Origin of the sequence: Halorubrum ezzemoulense, from assembly GCF_004126515.1 — an archaeon.
Lineage (GTDB): Archaea > Halobacteriota > Halobacteria > Halobacteriales > Haloferacaceae > Halorubrum > Halorubrum ezzemoulense.
Genome location: NZ_CP034940.1, coordinates 548740 through 563604, shown reverse-complemented (window position 1 = coordinate 563604; position 14865 = coordinate 548740). Strand labels below are relative to the sequence as shown.

General features: G+C 70.8%; 12 protein-coding genes. 6 read left to right on the top strand and 6 right to left on the bottom strand.

All coding sequences use genetic code 11. The annotated features are described in order from the left end of the window. Positions 1–21 precede the first annotated feature (21 nt). The 5 genes from EO776_RS02750 to EO776_RS02730 are packed head-to-tail and all read right to left on the bottom strand — an operon-like array spanning position 22 to position 6069. Positions 22–1074, bottom strand: coding sequence for an ABC transporter ATP-binding protein (locus EO776_RS02750; RefSeq protein WP_049931402.1), 1053 nt, complete (start codon positions 1072–1074; stop codon positions 22–24). Continuing rightward, positions 1071–2429 (bottom strand): ABC transporter ATP-binding protein, encoded by a 1359-nt coding sequence (locus EO776_RS02745; protein ID WP_241897912.1) that lies wholly within the window; start codon positions 2427–2429, stop codon positions 1071–1073. Before EO776_RS02745 ends, EO776_RS02750 begins: the two co-directional genes overlap by 4 nt. After that, entirely contained in the window at positions 2426–3445 is a 1020-nt protein-coding gene (locus EO776_RS02740) for an ABC transporter permease (RefSeq protein WP_049931401.1), read from the bottom strand. The genes EO776_RS02745 and EO776_RS02740 overlap by 4 nt, the downstream gene beginning before the upstream one ends. Before the next feature lies 1 nt (position 3446). Further along, positions 3447–4439 carry an ABC transporter permease gene (locus EO776_RS02735; protein WP_049931400.1) on the bottom strand — a complete coding sequence of 331 codons (993 nt, stop codon included), beginning with the start codon at positions 4437–4439 and terminating at the stop codon, positions 3447–3449. Positions 4440–4467: 28 nt separating this feature from the next. Continuing rightward, positions 4468–6069: an ABC transporter substrate-binding protein gene (locus tag EO776_RS02730; protein ID WP_086216183.1), complete on the bottom strand. Its 1602-nt coding sequence runs from the start codon at positions 6067–6069 to the stop codon at positions 4468–4470. Positions 6070–6252: 183 nt separating this feature from the next. On the opposite strand from EO776_RS02730, the gene EO776_RS02725 reads away from it, so the two are divergent. The 6 genes from EO776_RS02725 (at position 6253) to EO776_RS02700 (ending at position 12255) form a co-directional block, all read left to right on the top strand. After that, on the top strand, positions 6253–6708 hold the full coding sequence (locus EO776_RS02725; protein ID WP_049931398.1) for a DUF7529 family protein: 456 nt from the start codon (positions 6253–6255) through the stop codon (positions 6706–6708). 74 nt (positions 6709–6782) lie between these two features. Continuing rightward, positions 6783–7496: a phosphoribosyltransferase family protein gene (locus EO776_RS02720; protein WP_094520115.1), complete on the top strand. Its 714-nt coding sequence runs from the start codon at positions 6783–6785 to the stop codon at positions 7494–7496. Positions 7497–7622: 126 nt separating this feature from the next. Further along, on the top strand, positions 7623–9002 hold the full coding sequence (locus tag EO776_RS02715; RefSeq protein ID WP_049931397.1) for an NCS2 family permease: 1380 nt from the start codon (positions 7623–7625) through the stop codon (positions 9000–9002). Between the two features lie 85 nt (positions 9003–9087). Continuing rightward, entirely contained in the window at positions 9088–10572 is a 1485-nt protein-coding gene (locus EO776_RS02710) for a glycerate kinase type-2 family protein (RefSeq protein WP_099288921.1), read from the top strand. A gap of 20 nt (positions 10573–10592) precedes the next feature. Then, complete coding sequence (locus EO776_RS02705; RefSeq protein WP_099288920.1) at positions 10593–11651, top strand: ornithine cyclodeaminase family protein; 1059 nt, start codon at positions 10593–10595, stop codon at positions 11649–11651. Between the two features lie 40 nt (positions 11652–11691). Beyond that, positions 11692–12255, top strand: coding sequence for a dihydrofolate reductase (locus EO776_RS02700; protein WP_089308050.1), 564 nt, complete (start codon positions 11692–11694; stop codon positions 12253–12255). 40 nt (positions 12256–12295) lie between these two features. Here EO776_RS02700 and EO776_RS02695 read toward each other — a convergent pair whose 3' ends face one another. Further along, positions 12296–14815, bottom strand: coding sequence for an extracellular solute-binding protein (locus EO776_RS02695; protein ID WP_099288919.1), 2520 nt, complete (start codon positions 14813–14815; stop codon positions 12296–12298). Between the last annotated feature and the right edge of the window lie 50 nt (positions 14816–14865).

Below are 14865 nucleotides of genomic sequence, written 5' to 3'. Positions count from 1 at the left end.
CGACCGCGGCGACCGGATCGCTCAGTCGTCCGCCGGCTCCTCGGCGGCCGCGTTCTCGCCGATGGGCTCGCTGTCCCAGTAGGCGTGGTCGTCGTCCGTCCGGAAGCAGGTCGCCGTGCGCTCCTCGCCGAGGTCGTACCCCGGGGGGGTCGACTCCCGGCAGGCGGCCCGCGCCTCCGGACATCGGGTGTGGAACCGACACCCGCTCGGCGGGTTCCGCGGCGAGGGCACGTCGCCGCGGAGCGTGGTGAACTCCTCGTCTCGCGCGTCCGTGCTCGCTCGCGGGACGCTCGACAGGAGCGCCTTCGTGTACGGGTGGGCGGGGTCGTCGAAGATCTCCTCGACCGGCCCGATCTCGACGATCTCGCCGAGGTACATCACCGCGACGCGGTCGCAGACGTGGCGGACCACGCCGAGGTTGTGCGCGATGAAGAGGAACGTGAGCCCGAAGTCGTCCTGAAGGTCTTCGAGCAGGTTCAGGATCTGGGCCTGAACGCTCACGTCGAGGGCGGACACCGGCTCGTCGAGGACGACGAAGTCGGGGTCCAAGGCGAGCGCGCGGGCGATCCCGATCCGCTGTCGCTGCCCGCCGGAGAATTCGTGGGGGTACCGGTCCATCTGGTCGGCGGACAGCCCGACGCGTTCGAGCAGGTCGCGGGCCGTCTCGCGCCGCTCAGCCCGGTCGGCCACGTCGTGGATCCGCAACCCCTCAGTGACGATGTCGCCGGTGGTCATCCGCGGGTCGAGACTGGAGAACGGGTCCTGGAACACGATCTGGGCGCGCCGGCGGAACTCCGTCAGCTCCCGCGACCCCATGCCCCGCACGTCCTCGCCGTCGAAGGTGATCTCGCCGGCGGTGGGCTCGCGGAGCCGCAACACCGTCTCGCCGGTCGTCGACTTCCCGCAGCCGGACTCGCCGACGAGCCCGAGCGTCTCGCCCTCGCGCACGTCGAAGGAGACGCCGTCGACCGCCTTCACGCTCTCCGACTCCTGTCCGAGCAGGCGGTCGACGAGCGACGGGTCGTCCGCGTAGTACTTTTTCAGCCCGTCGACGGAGAGCAGCGAGTCGCTCACTCGCCGTCACCTCCGTCGGCCGCGACCCCGTCGTCGGGATCGGCGGCGTCGCCCCCGTCGAAGTAGCCGTCGGGGAGCGCGTCGGCCGGGTCGTACTCGCGGTCCGCGAGGACGCACTTGGCGCCGTGGTCGGCGGCGGCGTCGACCGTCGCCTCGGGCGGCTTGTCGAGGCACGCCTCCATCGCCTTCGGGCACCGGTCCGCGAAGTAACACCGGTCGCCCATCTCGGCGTCGATCAGGCTCGGGACGTTGCCCGCGATCGGTTCGAGCCGCGCCCGCGGGTCGTCCACGTCCGGGATGGAGCCGAGCAGCCCCCGCGTGTACGGGTGAACGGTGTCCTCGAAGACGGAGTCGAGCGTGCCGCGCTCGACGATCTCGCCGGCGTACATCACGCAGACGCGGTCGCACATCTCGGCGATGACACCGAGATCGTGGGTGATGAGCACGATGCTCATCCCGCGGTCCGCCTGGATCTCTTTCAGCAGGTTCAGGATCTGCGCCTGGATCGTCACGTCGAGGGCGGTCGTCGGCTCGTCGGCGATCAGCACGTCCGGCTCGCCGGCGAGCGCCTGCGCGATCATCGCGCGCTGGAGCATCCCGCCCGAGAACTGGCCGGGGTACTCGTCGACGCGCTCCTCGGGGTCGGGGATCCCGACCTGCCCGAGCAGCTCGACCGCCCGGTCCATGCTCTCCTCGCTGGTGTAGTCGCGACCGGGGACGATCCCGTCGAGGAGGTACTTCCCGAGTCCGTACCCCTGCGTCCGCGAGCGGGTCGAGCGGGGGTTCGCCCGCGCCCGCCGCTGCACCTCGACCGCCTCGGCGATCTGTTCGCCGACGGTGATCGAGGGGTTGAAGCTGCTCATCGGGTCCTGGAAGATGACGCTGAACGAGGGGCCGCGCAGCGACCGCCGGACGCTGGGCGGCACGGTCCGGAGGTCGACGTGGTCGCCGTCGACCCCGACCCCCTCGGTCCCGCGGAACTCCTCGGCGAGGTCGGGGTCGCGGTACCACACCTCGCCGGCGGTGATCCGGCCCGGGGTCTCGACGAGGTCGACGAGCGACAGCGCCGTCACGGACTTGCCGGAGCCGGACTCGCCGACCACGCCGAGGATCTCGTCCTCGCGGAGGTCGAACGACGCCGACTCCACCGCGTTGATCTGCCCCTCTTCGGTGAAGAAGCGGGTCGAGAGGTCCCGGACCGACAGCACGTCGCCGGGCGCGGGCGCCCCGCTCGGCGTCGCCGCGCCGAGGCGTCCGGCGTCGGCGGTCGCGGCGGGGTCGCTCGCCCCGCCGTCGGTCGCCGCGGTCGGCTCGCTCCCCGCCGGGTCGTCGTCCGGCCGCTCGGCGTCGCTCATGCGGCACCCCCTTCGCCCTCGATACCGGGGTCCAAGGCGTCACGCAGCCAGTCGCCGAGCAGATTGATCCCGATCACCGACAGCATGATCGCGAGCCCGGGGATGGAGGCGATCCACCACTGGCCGGAGGAGACGTAGTCGCGCCCCTGCGCGATGTCGAAGCCCCACGACAGCGTGGTCCCGGAGAAGCCGAGGAACGACAGCGAGCTCTCCAAGAGGATGATCGCCGCCACCTGTACCGTCCCGAGGACGATGATCGGCGTGATCGCGTTCGGGAGGACGTGCCGGAGGATGATCGTGTTGTCGCCGGCGCCGAGCGCGCGCGACGCCTTCACGTACTCCTGCCCGCGCAAGGAGAGCGCCTCCCCGCGGGCGACGCGGGCGAACCACACCCAGTTGACGAGGCCGACGACGATCACCACCGTTATCGGCAATACGAAGCTGCTCGGCATCTCCGGCGCGAGGCCAGCGACGACGAACGGGTCGGGGACGTTCACCGCCGCGCGGCCCCACAGCCCGATCAGCGCGACCGCCAACACGAGCGAGGGGAACGCGAGGCTGATGTCCGCGATCCGCATCAGCGCGTCGTCGACCCGTCCGCGGTGGTAGCCGGCGAGCAGGCCGACCGGCACCCCGATCGACGCCGCCAAGAGCGTCCCGAGGACGCCGACGACGAGCGAGGTCCGGGCGCCGTACACCACTCGCGAGAACATGTCGCGACCGAGCCCGTCGGTGCCGAACACGTGGGCCGGGTCCGCGGTGATCTCGACCTCCTCGGTGACGGTCTGGATCTCGCCGTCGACCATCTGCGAGGAGGTCCGCTCCTCCGTCTGCGAAAAGCCGATCGGCGGCAGCTCGCTCTGGTTGAGCTGTTGGTCGTTCGGGTTGTGGGGCGCGATGAACGGGGCGAACACGGCGGCCAACACGATGATCACCACCAGCGCCAGCCCGAGCTTCGCGAGCCCGCTCTGTCTGAACTCCTTCTTGAGATTGCGAATGACACGTGAAGAGACCATGTTAGTCGGTCACCACCTCCGGGTCGAGGTAGGCGTACACAACGTCGACGAGGATGTTGACGAGGACGAAACTCGTCCCGATGACGATGAGGCTCCCCTGGAGCGCGGGCCAGTCCCGCTGGTTGATGCTCTCGATGACCAGCGTGCCGAGCCCGGGCCAGGAGAACACCGCCTCGGTGATCACGGCGCCGCCGATCAGCGTCCCGAGCTGGAGTCCGAGGACGGTGATCACGGGGATGAGGGTGTTCCGGAGCGCGTGTTTGTATCGGATCAGCGTCCGCGGGAGCCCCTTGGCGCGCGCGGCCTGGACGTAGCCCTGGCTGAGTTCGTCCAGCATCCCGGACCGCGTCAGCCGGGTGATGAGCGCCATGAAGTAGGTCCCCAAGGCGATCGCGGGCAGCGTGATGTACGCGAGCCACGTCAGCAGCGTCCCGACGAACGGCTCGGCGTTGACGACCGAGAGGGCGACGTCGCCGACGTCGACCCCGCGGCCGCTGGTGTTGAAGATGTTGAACTCCACCGCGAAGATCAGGATGAGCATGATCCCGAGCCAGAAGTTCGGCGTCGAGATGCCGCCGAGCGACAGCAGTGTCGCGCCGTAGTCGACCGGGTCGTTCCGGTTCGTGGCGCTGATCACGCCGAGCGGGATCGCCAAGACGATCGCCACGACGCTCGCGGCGACGGCGAGTTCCACGGTGGCGGGGAGGCGTTCGAAGACGAGGGTCGTGACCTCCTGTCCGCGGATGTAGGACCGGCCCATGTCGCCCTGGAGCAGCTCGAAGACGTACCGTCCGTACTGGACGTACAGCGGCTGGTCGAGCCCCAGTTCGGCGGCGATCGCCTGCCGCGTCTCCTGTGACGCGTCGAGCGGCGCGACCGCGTTGATCGGGCTCCCGGGGGTGACGAACCGGAGCGCGAACACGACCGTGATGACGCCCCAGACGACGCCGATCCCCTGGAGGCTTCTTTTGAGTGCGAATCTGCCGAGTGACATTACTAACGATATGGAGAGGTGAGTCGCGTTACTGCTGGGTCGCCGTGTCCGGGTCGATGAACTCGTCGGCCCGCGGTTCCCAGGAGATGTCGCTGGAGACGCCGTAGACGCTGAACTGCTGGTGCATGAACACCCACGGCGCGAGGTCGTGGGCGAGCTGGTTCGCCTCCTGGAGGATGTCGACGCGCTCGTCGGGGTCCTCGGTCGCCTCGGCGTCCGTGAGCAGCCCGTCGAGCTCGTCGTTTTTCAGCACCGTCAGCGCGCCCTCGGAGGAGAGCAGCGGCGTCAGCGTCTGGCTGCCGTCGAACTCCGCGTTCCCCCACCCGAGGAGGTTGAAGTGCGGGCGGTCCTCGATGTTCGGCGCAGTGACGTCCTGAACGAGCGAAGAGAACTCACGCTGTTCGACCTCACAGGAGACGTTCGACAGCGAGTCGATCTGGCTGGCGGCCGCCTGCGCGATCTGGACGTCGCGGAGGTACCGGCCGATCGGCGTCTCAAGCGTGATTTCGACGCCCGCGTGCCCCGACTCCTCGACGAGCCGCTCGGCCTCGTCGGGGTCGTACGGATACGGGTCGATGTCGGGGTTGTAGCCGACGTGGCCGTCGAGGGTCGGCTGGGAGGTGATGTTGCCGAAGCCGTTGAGCACGTTCTCGATGATACTCTCGACATCGACCGCGTGGTTCATCGCCTGCCGGAACTGCTGGCTGGAGAACGGCTCCACGTCGTAGCGCATCTGGAGGAAGATGATCCGCGCGCTCGCAACGGAGTTGATCGTCGCCACGTCGGAGCTGTTCACCCGCGACACCTCGTTCGGCGGTACGTTCGTCACGATGTCCGTCTCCTCCGCGAGCAGCTGGTTGACCCGCGTGCTCGACTCGCTGGAGGCGGTCATGGTGAGCTCGTCGACCTCGGGCGCGCCGTCCCAGTACTCCTCGTTGGGCTCGTAGACGACTTGGTTCCCCGACTCGTAGTTCGTGAGGCGGAACGGCCCCGTCCCGTTGGCGTTCCGGTTGATGTAGTCGCCGCCGTTCTCCTCGACCCACGACTGCTGCATGATCGGGCCGTTCGTCGCGAACAGCTGGAAGGCGATCGGGTTGAACCCCTCGAAGGAGACCGTCACCTGCCCGTCGCCGGTCGTCACCTCGTCGACCAGGCCGAGGTCGTTGGACTGCGGGCTGACGATCCCGACGTCCTCGAAGACGATCCGGCGGATGCTGTACCGGACGTCCTGCGGCGTGACCTCGTCGCCGTTGTGGAAGGTGATCCCGTCGCGCAGCATAAACTGGACGCTACCGTCCTCGGTGCGCTCCCACTCGTTGGCGAGGCCGGCGATGATGCCGCCCTCCTTGTCGCGGTCGAGGAGGCCCTCGTACAGCTGGCCGACGATGATCTCGGTGTTCGTCTCGGCGTGGTCCTGCGGGTCGAGCCCGGAGTCCATCTGGCCCATGGTGACGCCGAGTTCGAAGCTGTCGCCGCCGCCGTCGCCACCGTCACCGCCGTCGCCGCCACCGTCGCCGCCGTCGCCGCCGTCGCCGCCTCCGGAACAGCCTGCGAGACCGACAGCACCGGCCGTTCCGGCGTACTTGAGCACCGTCCGCCTGTCGACATGATCGTCGTTGTCAGTAGGCATAGGCGATCCCATACGATAGAGAGTTATGAACCTACCGGCAGACCCGGCCCCTTTCGGCCCGACTGCCAACGGTCCGTCGACGGTAGCGCAGACGGGTCGGGGGCGAGCGCGGGTACGCGGGACAGGCACGATACGAGTCGGAAACCGACGCTTATGTACGGACGTGGGCGGTAGCCGCGCGACATGGACGTACCCGATCCCGGACCGCGGTGGGGAGCGGTCGAGGAGGACGCGGAGTCGACGGCAGCGGCGTACCGAGAGCGCGGCTGGACCGCCGTCGCCGGACACCCCGGACAGGTGAACCCGGTCGCCGACGCGGCCCGCGTCGACGTGTTGTTACCGGAGTCGGAGTTCGAGGCGGCGCTCGAGGCGGTCGACGAGGCCGCGATCGACGGCGTCGACGTGTACGCGGGCGCCGCGGACGGCGTCGCGTACCGGCTGGTGGTCGCGACCGACGAGGCGGCGGAGGTGGCGCTCTGTATTCCGACGTACATCGGCGACGAAGACCTCGCCTCGCTGCGCGCGGCCGCGGCGGCGAACGGCGCGCTCACGGTCCGGCTGCGCCCGCTCGACGACCGCGACCACGTCGCGATCGCGATCGACGACCCCGCGGTGTTCTTCGACGCGCCCGAGTCGTGAGAACCACACTCGTGGGGTGTTCTCCCCGCGTGTGACTTCGACATGTTCATACTTGTGCGATCGCGATCATTAGTATGAACCGCGCAGAGAAGGCGGCCCTCCAGCTACAGGCGGTCGCCGTGTTGCGGATGCTGAAGGAGACGCGAACGTACGAGGAGCTGTCCGCGGTGACCAGGCTGCCCGCTGGCGACCTGAACCGGTACGTGAACGGGCACGTCCTGCCCGGCACCGACCGCGCGAGCGAGGTGGTCGAGTCGGTCGGGCGCGAGGCGCTCGCCGACGAGCTGGTCGCGCGCGTCGAGTTCGACGACGAAGGCTACGTCGACAACTCCGGCGTCGTCTTCGACCAGTCGTTCCTCGACCTCGTGGCGCCTGTGGCGGCGGAGACGTTCGAGTTCGAGTCGCCGGACGTGGTGTTGACGGCCGCGACGGACGGGATCACGCTCGGCGCGGCGATGGCCTCCTTCTTCGACGCGCGCCTAGCGTACGCGAAGAAGTCGAAGGAGACCGCCGTCGAGGAGTTCATCGAGTCGCGCCAGCGGCTCGCTTCGGGCATCGAGCTCACCTACTACCTCCCCGCGAGCGCCATCGACGCCGGCGACACGGTGTTGGTCGTCGACGACCTGATCCGGTCGGGCGAGACTCAAGAGCTCCTCTTGGACATCGCGCTCCAAGGCGACGCTGACGTTACCGGCGTGTTCGCGCTCATCGCCGTTGGCGACGAGGGGATGGACCGCGCGCGAGCGATCACCGACGCGCCGGTCGGCGCGCTGACCACGTTCGAGTAGCCACGTTCGCGCATACTCTTCGAGAATAAACAGGACTTTTTCGCGTTTTAATGCGCGTTTGTGTATATCTGAGCGCTTCGTTCAGCAAAGCTTATCACTCGATCCCGGGGAACATCTACCCGTTCAATGGGCCTTTCAGACACGCTCGCCGAGCGGTTCGACGTGGAGTCGCACGGGTCGGACGTCCGCACCGAACTGGTCGCCGGGCTCACGACGTTCCTCGCGATGTCGTACATCATCGTCGTGAACCCGTTCATCCTGGCCGACGCGATCCAGATCCCCGGGTACGAGTTCTTCGAGGTGGTCCAGATGATCGCCATCGCGACCGTCCTCTCGGCGGCGGTGGGGACGGCCGTGATGGCGCTGTACGCGAACCGGCCGTTCGGGCTCGCGCCCGGGCTCGGGCTCAACGCCTTCTTCGCGTACACCGTCGTGCTGGGGCTCGGCGTGCCGTGGCAGACGGCGCTGGCCGCCGTCTTCGTCGAGGGGGTCCTGTTCATACTCCTGACCCTCGTCGGCGCGCGCGAGTACGTCATCCGGCTGTTCCCGGAGCCGGTGAAGCGCTCGGTCGGGGCCGGCATCGGCCTGTTCCTGCTTTTCATCGGGCTTCAGGAGCTCCAGATCGTCGTGCCGGACGAGGCGACGCTGGTCACGCTCGGCGGCGTCTTCGCGAACCCGTGGGCGATCCTCGGGGTCTTGGGGCTGGTGCTGACGTTCGTGCTGTGGGCGCGGAACGTCACGGGCGCCATCGTCATCGGCATCGCGACCACATCGATTGCCGGCTGGGCGCTCACTCTCGGCGGCGTCTTCGCCCGCGGGACGGTCACGCCGGAGACGCTGCCGTCGGCGCAGTACGACATCACGCCGCTCGCGGGCGCGTTCGTCGACGGGCTGGCGAACATCGACCCGCTCACGTTCGTGCTGGTCGTGTTCACGTTCTTCTTCGTGGACTTCTTCGACACCGCGGGGACGCTCATCGGCGTCTCGCAGTTCGGCGACTTCCTCGACGATGACGGCGACCTCCCCGACATGGACAAGCCGCTGATGGCCGACGCCGTCGGGACCACCTTCGGCGCGATGGTCGGCACCTCGACGGTGACGACGTTCATCGAGTCGTCCGCGGGCGTCGAGGAGGGCGGTCGCACCGGGCTCACCGCCCTGGTCGTCGCCGCGCTGTTCCTCGCGTCGCTCGCCGTGATCCCCGTCGTCGCCGCGATCCCCGAGTACGCCTCCTTCATCGCGCTGATCGTCGTCGGCGTGATGATGCTTCAGGGGCTCGTCGAGGTCGACTGGGACGATCCCGCGTGGGCCGTCTCCGCCGGGCTCACGGTCACCGTGATGCCGTTCGCCTACTCCATCGCCGACGGGCTGGCGGCCGGTATCGTCGCGTACCCGATCATCAAGCTCGCGGTCGGCGAGGGCGACGAGGTCGCGCTCGGGCAGTACGCCATCGCCGCGCTGCTGGCGGTCTACTACGTCCTCTCGACCGCCGATCTCATCCTCTGAGCGGGGCCGGGCGGGGCTCCTCCGGGCGCCTCGGCGGAGTCCTCTTGAAGCGTCGGAACGCAGACGGGAATGAGCGATCCGACCCATGTCTGACGCACCCGACGACGCCGACCGTTCCGTGACCGTCGCGGACCGCGAGGGACACGCGGGCGATCCGGTCCGCGAACTCGCGCTCGACTGCGTCGTGGCCGGCATCGAGGCGGCGCACCCGGCCGGAGTGGTCGACGACGCCCTCGCGCTGGACGGCGACCGGCTGACGGTCGCGGGCGTCGAGGACGCGAACACGGCCCACGACGACGCGACGGCCGCCTACGACCTCGCCGCGTACGACCGCGTGCTGGTCGTCGGGGCGGGCAACGCGGCGGGCCACTTCGCGGCCGCGGTCGAGCGGCTCCTCGGCGGCCGGATAGCTGAGGGCGCGGTAGTCACGGACGACCCCGTCGAGACCGAGCGGGTCGCCGTCCTCCCCGGCGACCACCCGACGCCGAGCGAGACGGGCGTCGAGAGCGCCCGTCGGGTGCGGGCGCTCACGGCCGACGCCGGCGCCGACGACCTCGTGATTGGCCTGCTCACGGGCGGCGGGAGCGCGCTGCTGGCCGCGCCCGCCGACGGGATCGGGCTTGACGACCTGCGCGAGACGACCGAGGCGCTGCTGGCCAGCGGCGCGACTATCGACGAGATTAACGCGGTCCGCAAACACCTCTCGGCGGTGAAGGGGGGACGGCTGGCCCGGGCGGCCGCCCCCGCCGACGTCCTCGGCCTCGCGATCAGCGACGTGACCGGCGACGACCCGGCGGTGATCGCGAGCGGCCCGCTCTCGCCCGACCCGACGACCTACGCGGACGCGAACGCGGTCCTCGACCGGTACGGGGTCGACACCCCGGACGCCGTGACCGCGCGGCTCGACCGCGGCGCCGCAGGCGAGGTCGCGGAGACCCCCGAGACGGGCGACCCGGCGTTCGACGGCGTCGGGGTCCGGATCGTCGCGAGCGCGCGGACGGCCCTGAACGCGGCCCGGGAGGTCGCCGCGGCGCGGGGGTACGACCCGCTCGTGCTCTCCTCGCGGGTGCGCGGCGAGGCGCGGGAGGCGGCGAAGACCCACGCGGCGGTCGCCGAGGAGTGCCGGGCGGCGGGCGACCCGGTCGCTCCGCCCGCGGTCCTCCTCTCGGCCGGCGAGGTGACGGTGACGCTCGGGGCGGACCCCGGCGAGGGCGGGCCGAACGGGGAGTTCGCGCTGTCGGCGGCGGCCGAGCTCGACGCGTCGGGGCGCGACAGCGAGGGGATCGCCGTCGCGAGCGTCGACACCGACGGTATCGACGGCGCGACGGACGCGGCCGGCGCGCTGATCGACGACCGCCTCGTCGGCGACGGCCCCGAGGCCACCCTGAGCCGCGATGCGGCCGCGGCCGCGCTCGACGAGCACGACGCGTACCCGCTGCTCGACGGGGCGGACGCGCTGGTCCGCACGGGACCGACCGGGACGAACGTCAACGACCTGCGCGCGGTGGTGGTCGGCGGACGCGTTGCGGGGTCTGAGGCGAGCGGATCGCGTTCGGAAGGGACTAAGTGACGGCCGGCGAATTTTGCGGCATGCAGACGCTGCTCCTCAACGCAGACGACGTAGACGAGAACGCCGAGATGGACCGGGTAATCGACGCGGTCCGCGGCGCGTTCACCGCCTACGAGCGCGGCGACGCCAAGATGCCGGCGAAGTCGTACATCGACCTGCCCGAGTACAACGGCGACTTCCGGTCGATGCCCGCCTACCTCGACGTCCGCGAGGAGGACGTCGCCGAGGAGACGGCGACCGGCGACGGGTGGGACGCAGCCGGGATCAAGTGGGTGAACGTCCACACCGACAACCCCGCCGACCACGACCTCCCGACCGTGATGGGGACGATGATCTACTCCGACCCCGAGACGGCGTTCCCGCTGGCGGTCCTCGACGGGACGACGCTGACGATGAAACGCACCGGCGCGGCCGCCGCGGTCGCGACCGACCACCTCGCCGTCCCCGACGCGAGTTCGCTCGGGATCGTCGGCGCCGGCGTCCAGTCGTACACCCAACTCGAAGCGATCTCGACGGTGCGGGACATCGAGGAGGTCGTCGTGAGCGACCTCGACGAGGAGCGCGTCGCCGACTTCCTCGACGCCTTCGGGGGCCGGTTCGACGTGCGCGCGGGCTCGGTCTCGGAGGCGGGCCACTGCGATATCCTCTCGACGGTGACGCCGGTCGAGAGTCCGATCGTCGGTCCCGAGGACGTGGGCGACTACACGCACGTCAACGCGATGGGCGCGGACGCGGAGGGGAAACACGAGCTCGCGGACGACCTCCTCGTCGACGCCACGGTCGTCATCGACGACCACGAGCAGTGCACCCACTCGGGCGAGATCAACGTCCCCTACGCCGCGGGGACGCTCACCGACGACGACATCTACGGCGAGATCGGCGAGATAGTCGTCGGCCGTCGGGCGGGCCGTCCCGGGACGCCGGGGACCCCCGCCGACGCCGACGGCGTGAGCGGCGTCAGCGTCTTCGACTCGACGGGGCTCGCGATTCAGGACGTGGCGGCCGCGCGCGTCGTCTACGAGCGCGCCGACGAGCTGGACAACGGGTACCCGTTCGACCTGCTGGGCCTCGACGGCTGAACGACGGGCCGCTTTTGTCTCCTCGCCGCGTACGCCGGCCGTGAGACTCGTCAGCGTCGCGGCGCTCGCGGAGAACCGGGTGATCGGGAGAGACGGCGAGGTGCCGTGGCCGCACATCGAGGCGGACGTGCGGCAGTACCGCGAGCGCGTCGCGGAGTCACCGGTGATTCTCGGCCGACGCACGTTCGACTCGATGCGCGGCGACCTGCCCGGACGCCGCCAGATCGTCGTGAGCCGGAGCGTCGACGCGGTCGACGCGCCGACGGCGCTCGTCGCGAGCGGCGTCGAGGAGGCGCTCGCGGCGGCCCGCGACGTCGTCGGGGACGCCCCCGCCGAGCGGGAGCGCGTGCCCGCCGAGACCAGTCCGGCGTCGGGGCCGGTCGAGGCGTCGGACGAGGGGGACGAGACGGTCTACGTCCTCGGCGGCGGCGGCATCTACGAGCTGTTCCAGCCGCACCTCGACGGGATGGCCCTCAGCCACGTCGAGGGCGCGTTCGACGGGGACACGTACTACCCGGCGTGGGACGAGGCGGAGTGGGACGTTGCCGAAGAGACGGCGTACGACCGGTTCACGCTGCGCGAGTGGGTCCGTCGGGCGCGCTGAGCGGGTTTCTCTCGGCCTTTTCGATCGCCCGCGACAGCGACTACGCCCCGCCGTCGCGCTCGGCCGCGTAGCGTTCGAGCTGGACGGCGGTGCTGTCGGCGAGGCGCTCGACCGCGGACTCGACCCCGTGCTCGCGGGCGTCGACCGACGCCTCGGCGGCGAGCGTCCGGACCGTGTCGAACGGACCGATCCGCGCGCCCGTCGTGGCCGCCGCGTCCTCGGCGTCGAGCAGCTGGTCTATCGCGGTGCGGTAGCCGGGGTTCTCGTTGAACCACCCCTGGCGGTCGAGCCGGTCGATCGCGCCCTCGTGGACCGGGAAGTAGCCGGTCTCGCGGTGCCAGCGCGCCTGCCGTTCCGGGGCCGCGAGCCAGGCGAGGAACGCCGCGGCGGCGCGCTGCTCCGCCGGCGACGCGCCGTCCGCGACCCACAGCGATCCCCCGCCGACGACGACGCCGTGCCGCTCGTCGGCGACCGGGAAGTAGCCGACGCCGACCGGGAAGGAGGCGCCCTCCCGCACGTCGACCATCGCGGAGGTGGAGCCGATGAGCATTCCGGCGCGCCCCTCCTGGAACGCCTCGCGGGCCTGCCCGCGGGCCTCGATGCCGGGGTCGTGGTACAGGCCGTCGGCGGCCATCTCGGCGATCCAACGGTAGATCCGCTCGCCGACGGGTCCGTCGAACCGGCTCTCCTCCGGCGTGCCGCCCCGACCGTTGTCGGCGTCGACGAGGGGTTCGCCGGCCTCGGCGAACCACTGCTCGATAAACCACGAGTACGTCGCGAACGTGATCCCCGTCTCGGTCGCGCCGCGCTCGACGAGCCGCTCGGCGCAGCGCCGGACCTCGTCGAACGTCTCGGGCGGGTCGTCGGGGTCCAGTCCGGCCCGCTCGAACGCCGCCCGGTCGTAGTACAGCACGGGCGTCGACGCGTTGAACGGCATCGAGTGGAGCACCCCGTCCGTCCGGTAGTAGTTCGCTACGGGGTCGAGCAGGTCGTCGGCGCCGAGGGCGACGCCGGAACCGCTCGCGGCGGCGGGCCCGCCTCGGGCGACGCGCCCGGATTCGGCGTCGAGGAGGCGCTCGACGGGCGTGAACGCCCCGCTGTCGAGCGCGCGCTGGGTGCCGATCTCGTAGAGGTGGGCGATCGCCGGCGGCTCGCCCCGGTCCGCCGCCGCGAGCGTCGCCTGGAACGCGCCGCGGTAGCTTCCCTTCGAGGCGGGGCGGACCGCGACCCCGTCGGTCTGAGCGGCGAACTCGGCGGCGAACTCGTCGAGGAGCCGCGCCTTTCGGCCGCCGAACGCGTGCCAGAAGTCGAGGACGACCGCATCGTCGTCGGCGGTCCCGTCGGCGTCGTACGCGTCGAGCGCGTCGTCTAAGGTCCCGGTCCGGTCGGCGAGCGTCGACGCGCCGGCGGCCACCTCCGCCAGCGACGTCTTCTGCGCGTGCGCGACCGCGGTGGCGTCGCCCGCGTCCGCGGCCGTCTCCTCGGCGAGGTCGCCGACCGACTCGACGGCGTCGACCACCGCCTCGATCGAGGTCGCCTGGTCGTCGGTCGCGTCGCGGATCTCCGCGACGCCGCTCGTCGTCTCCGAGACGTCGTCGGCGAGGTCGGTGAACGCCTCCAGCGCCGCCTCGGCCGTGCGGATCCCCTCGTCGGCGCGCTCGCGCATCTCGGCCATCTCGTCGACGGTCGCGTCCGTCTCCGCGCGAACCGACCGTATCGACGACTCGATCTCGCCGGTCGCCTCTCGCGCCTCCTCCGCGAGGCCCTTGACCTCCTCGGCGACCACCTCGAAGCCGGCCCCGGCCTCGCCGGCGCGGGCGGCCTCGATCGAGGCGTTGAGCGCGAGGATGTTCGTCTCGTCGGCGATGTCCTGGATCAGGTCGGTGACGTCCTCGATCGCCGCGACCTCCGACTCCAGCGTTTCGACCCGTTCGAGGGCCTCCTCGGTCCGCTCGTCGACGACGCGGAGGTCCTCGATCGCGGCCGTCGCGGCGTCGGTCCCCTCGTCGGCCCGCTCGGCGACGTCGGCCGCGGTCTCGGCCACCTGGTCCGCGGAGGCGGCGACCTCCTCGGTGGCGGCCGAGACGGTCTGGAGCTCGCTCGTCGCGGCCGCGATGTCGTCGCGCTGGCGGGTCGCGGCCGACTCGATCTCGTCGACCGCGGCGTACACCTCTTCGCTCTGGTCTTTCGCCCGGTCGACGTTCGACCGGACGTGCTCGGTCGCGCCAGCGACCTCGTCGCCGAAGCCGTCGGCGTCGGACACCGTCTCCGCGACCCCCTCGACGAACTCGTTGAGCGTCGCCGCGAGCGCTGCCGCCTCGCCGTCGGTCTCCGCGGCCGGGAACCGGGCCCCGAGGTCGCCGTCGGCGAGCCGCTCCGCGACCTCCCGGAACGCCTCGGCCGGCACGTCGCAGTCGGACGTTCCCGACGGGTGCGCCGCCTCCGACGAGACGCCGCCGTCGGTGGTCGCGTCTGGCTCTGTCGTCGAGCGGTCTCCGTCGGCGGCACCGCGATCGGACGTGCCGCGAGCGGAGCCTGTGCGTGCGTCGTCACTGTTCATTTGTCGTCACTCTCCGGCCGGGGTACATAAGATCGAGAGTCAGATTATTC

Coding starts and splice junctions, on each gene's coding strand:
- EO776_RS02745 (WP_241897912.1), bottom strand. CDS start 2,429: ATGAGCGACGCCGAGCGGCCGGACGACGACCCGGCGGGGAGCGAGCCG.
- EO776_RS02740 (WP_049931401.1), bottom strand. CDS start 3,445: ATGGTCTCTTCACGTGTCATTCGCAATCTCAAGAAGGAGTTCAGACAG.
- EO776_RS02735 (WP_049931400.1), bottom strand. CDS start 4,439: ATGTCACTCGGCAGATTCGCACTCAAAAGAAGCCTCCAGGGGATCGGC.
- EO776_RS02730 (WP_086216183.1), bottom strand. CDS start 6,069: ATGCCTACTGACAACGACGATCATGTCGACAGGCGGACGGTGCTCAAG.
- EO776_RS02725 (WP_049931398.1), top strand. CDS start 6,253: ATGGACGTACCCGATCCCGGACCGCGGTGGGGAGCGGTCGAGGAGGAC.
- EO776_RS02720 (WP_094520115.1), top strand. CDS start 6,783: ATGAACCGCGCAGAGAAGGCGGCCCTCCAGCTACAGGCGGTCGCCGTG.
- EO776_RS02715 (WP_049931397.1), top strand. CDS start 7,623: ATGGGCCTTTCAGACACGCTCGCCGAGCGGTTCGACGTGGAGTCGCAC.
- EO776_RS02710 (WP_099288921.1), top strand. CDS start 9,088: ATGTCTGACGCACCCGACGACGCCGACCGTTCCGTGACCGTCGCGGAC.
- EO776_RS02705 (WP_099288920.1), top strand. CDS start 10,593: ATGCAGACGCTGCTCCTCAACGCAGACGACGTAGACGAGAACGCCGAG.
- EO776_RS02695 (WP_099288919.1), bottom strand. CDS start 14,815: ATGAACAGTGACGACGCACGCACAGGCTCCGCTCGCGGCACGTCCGAT.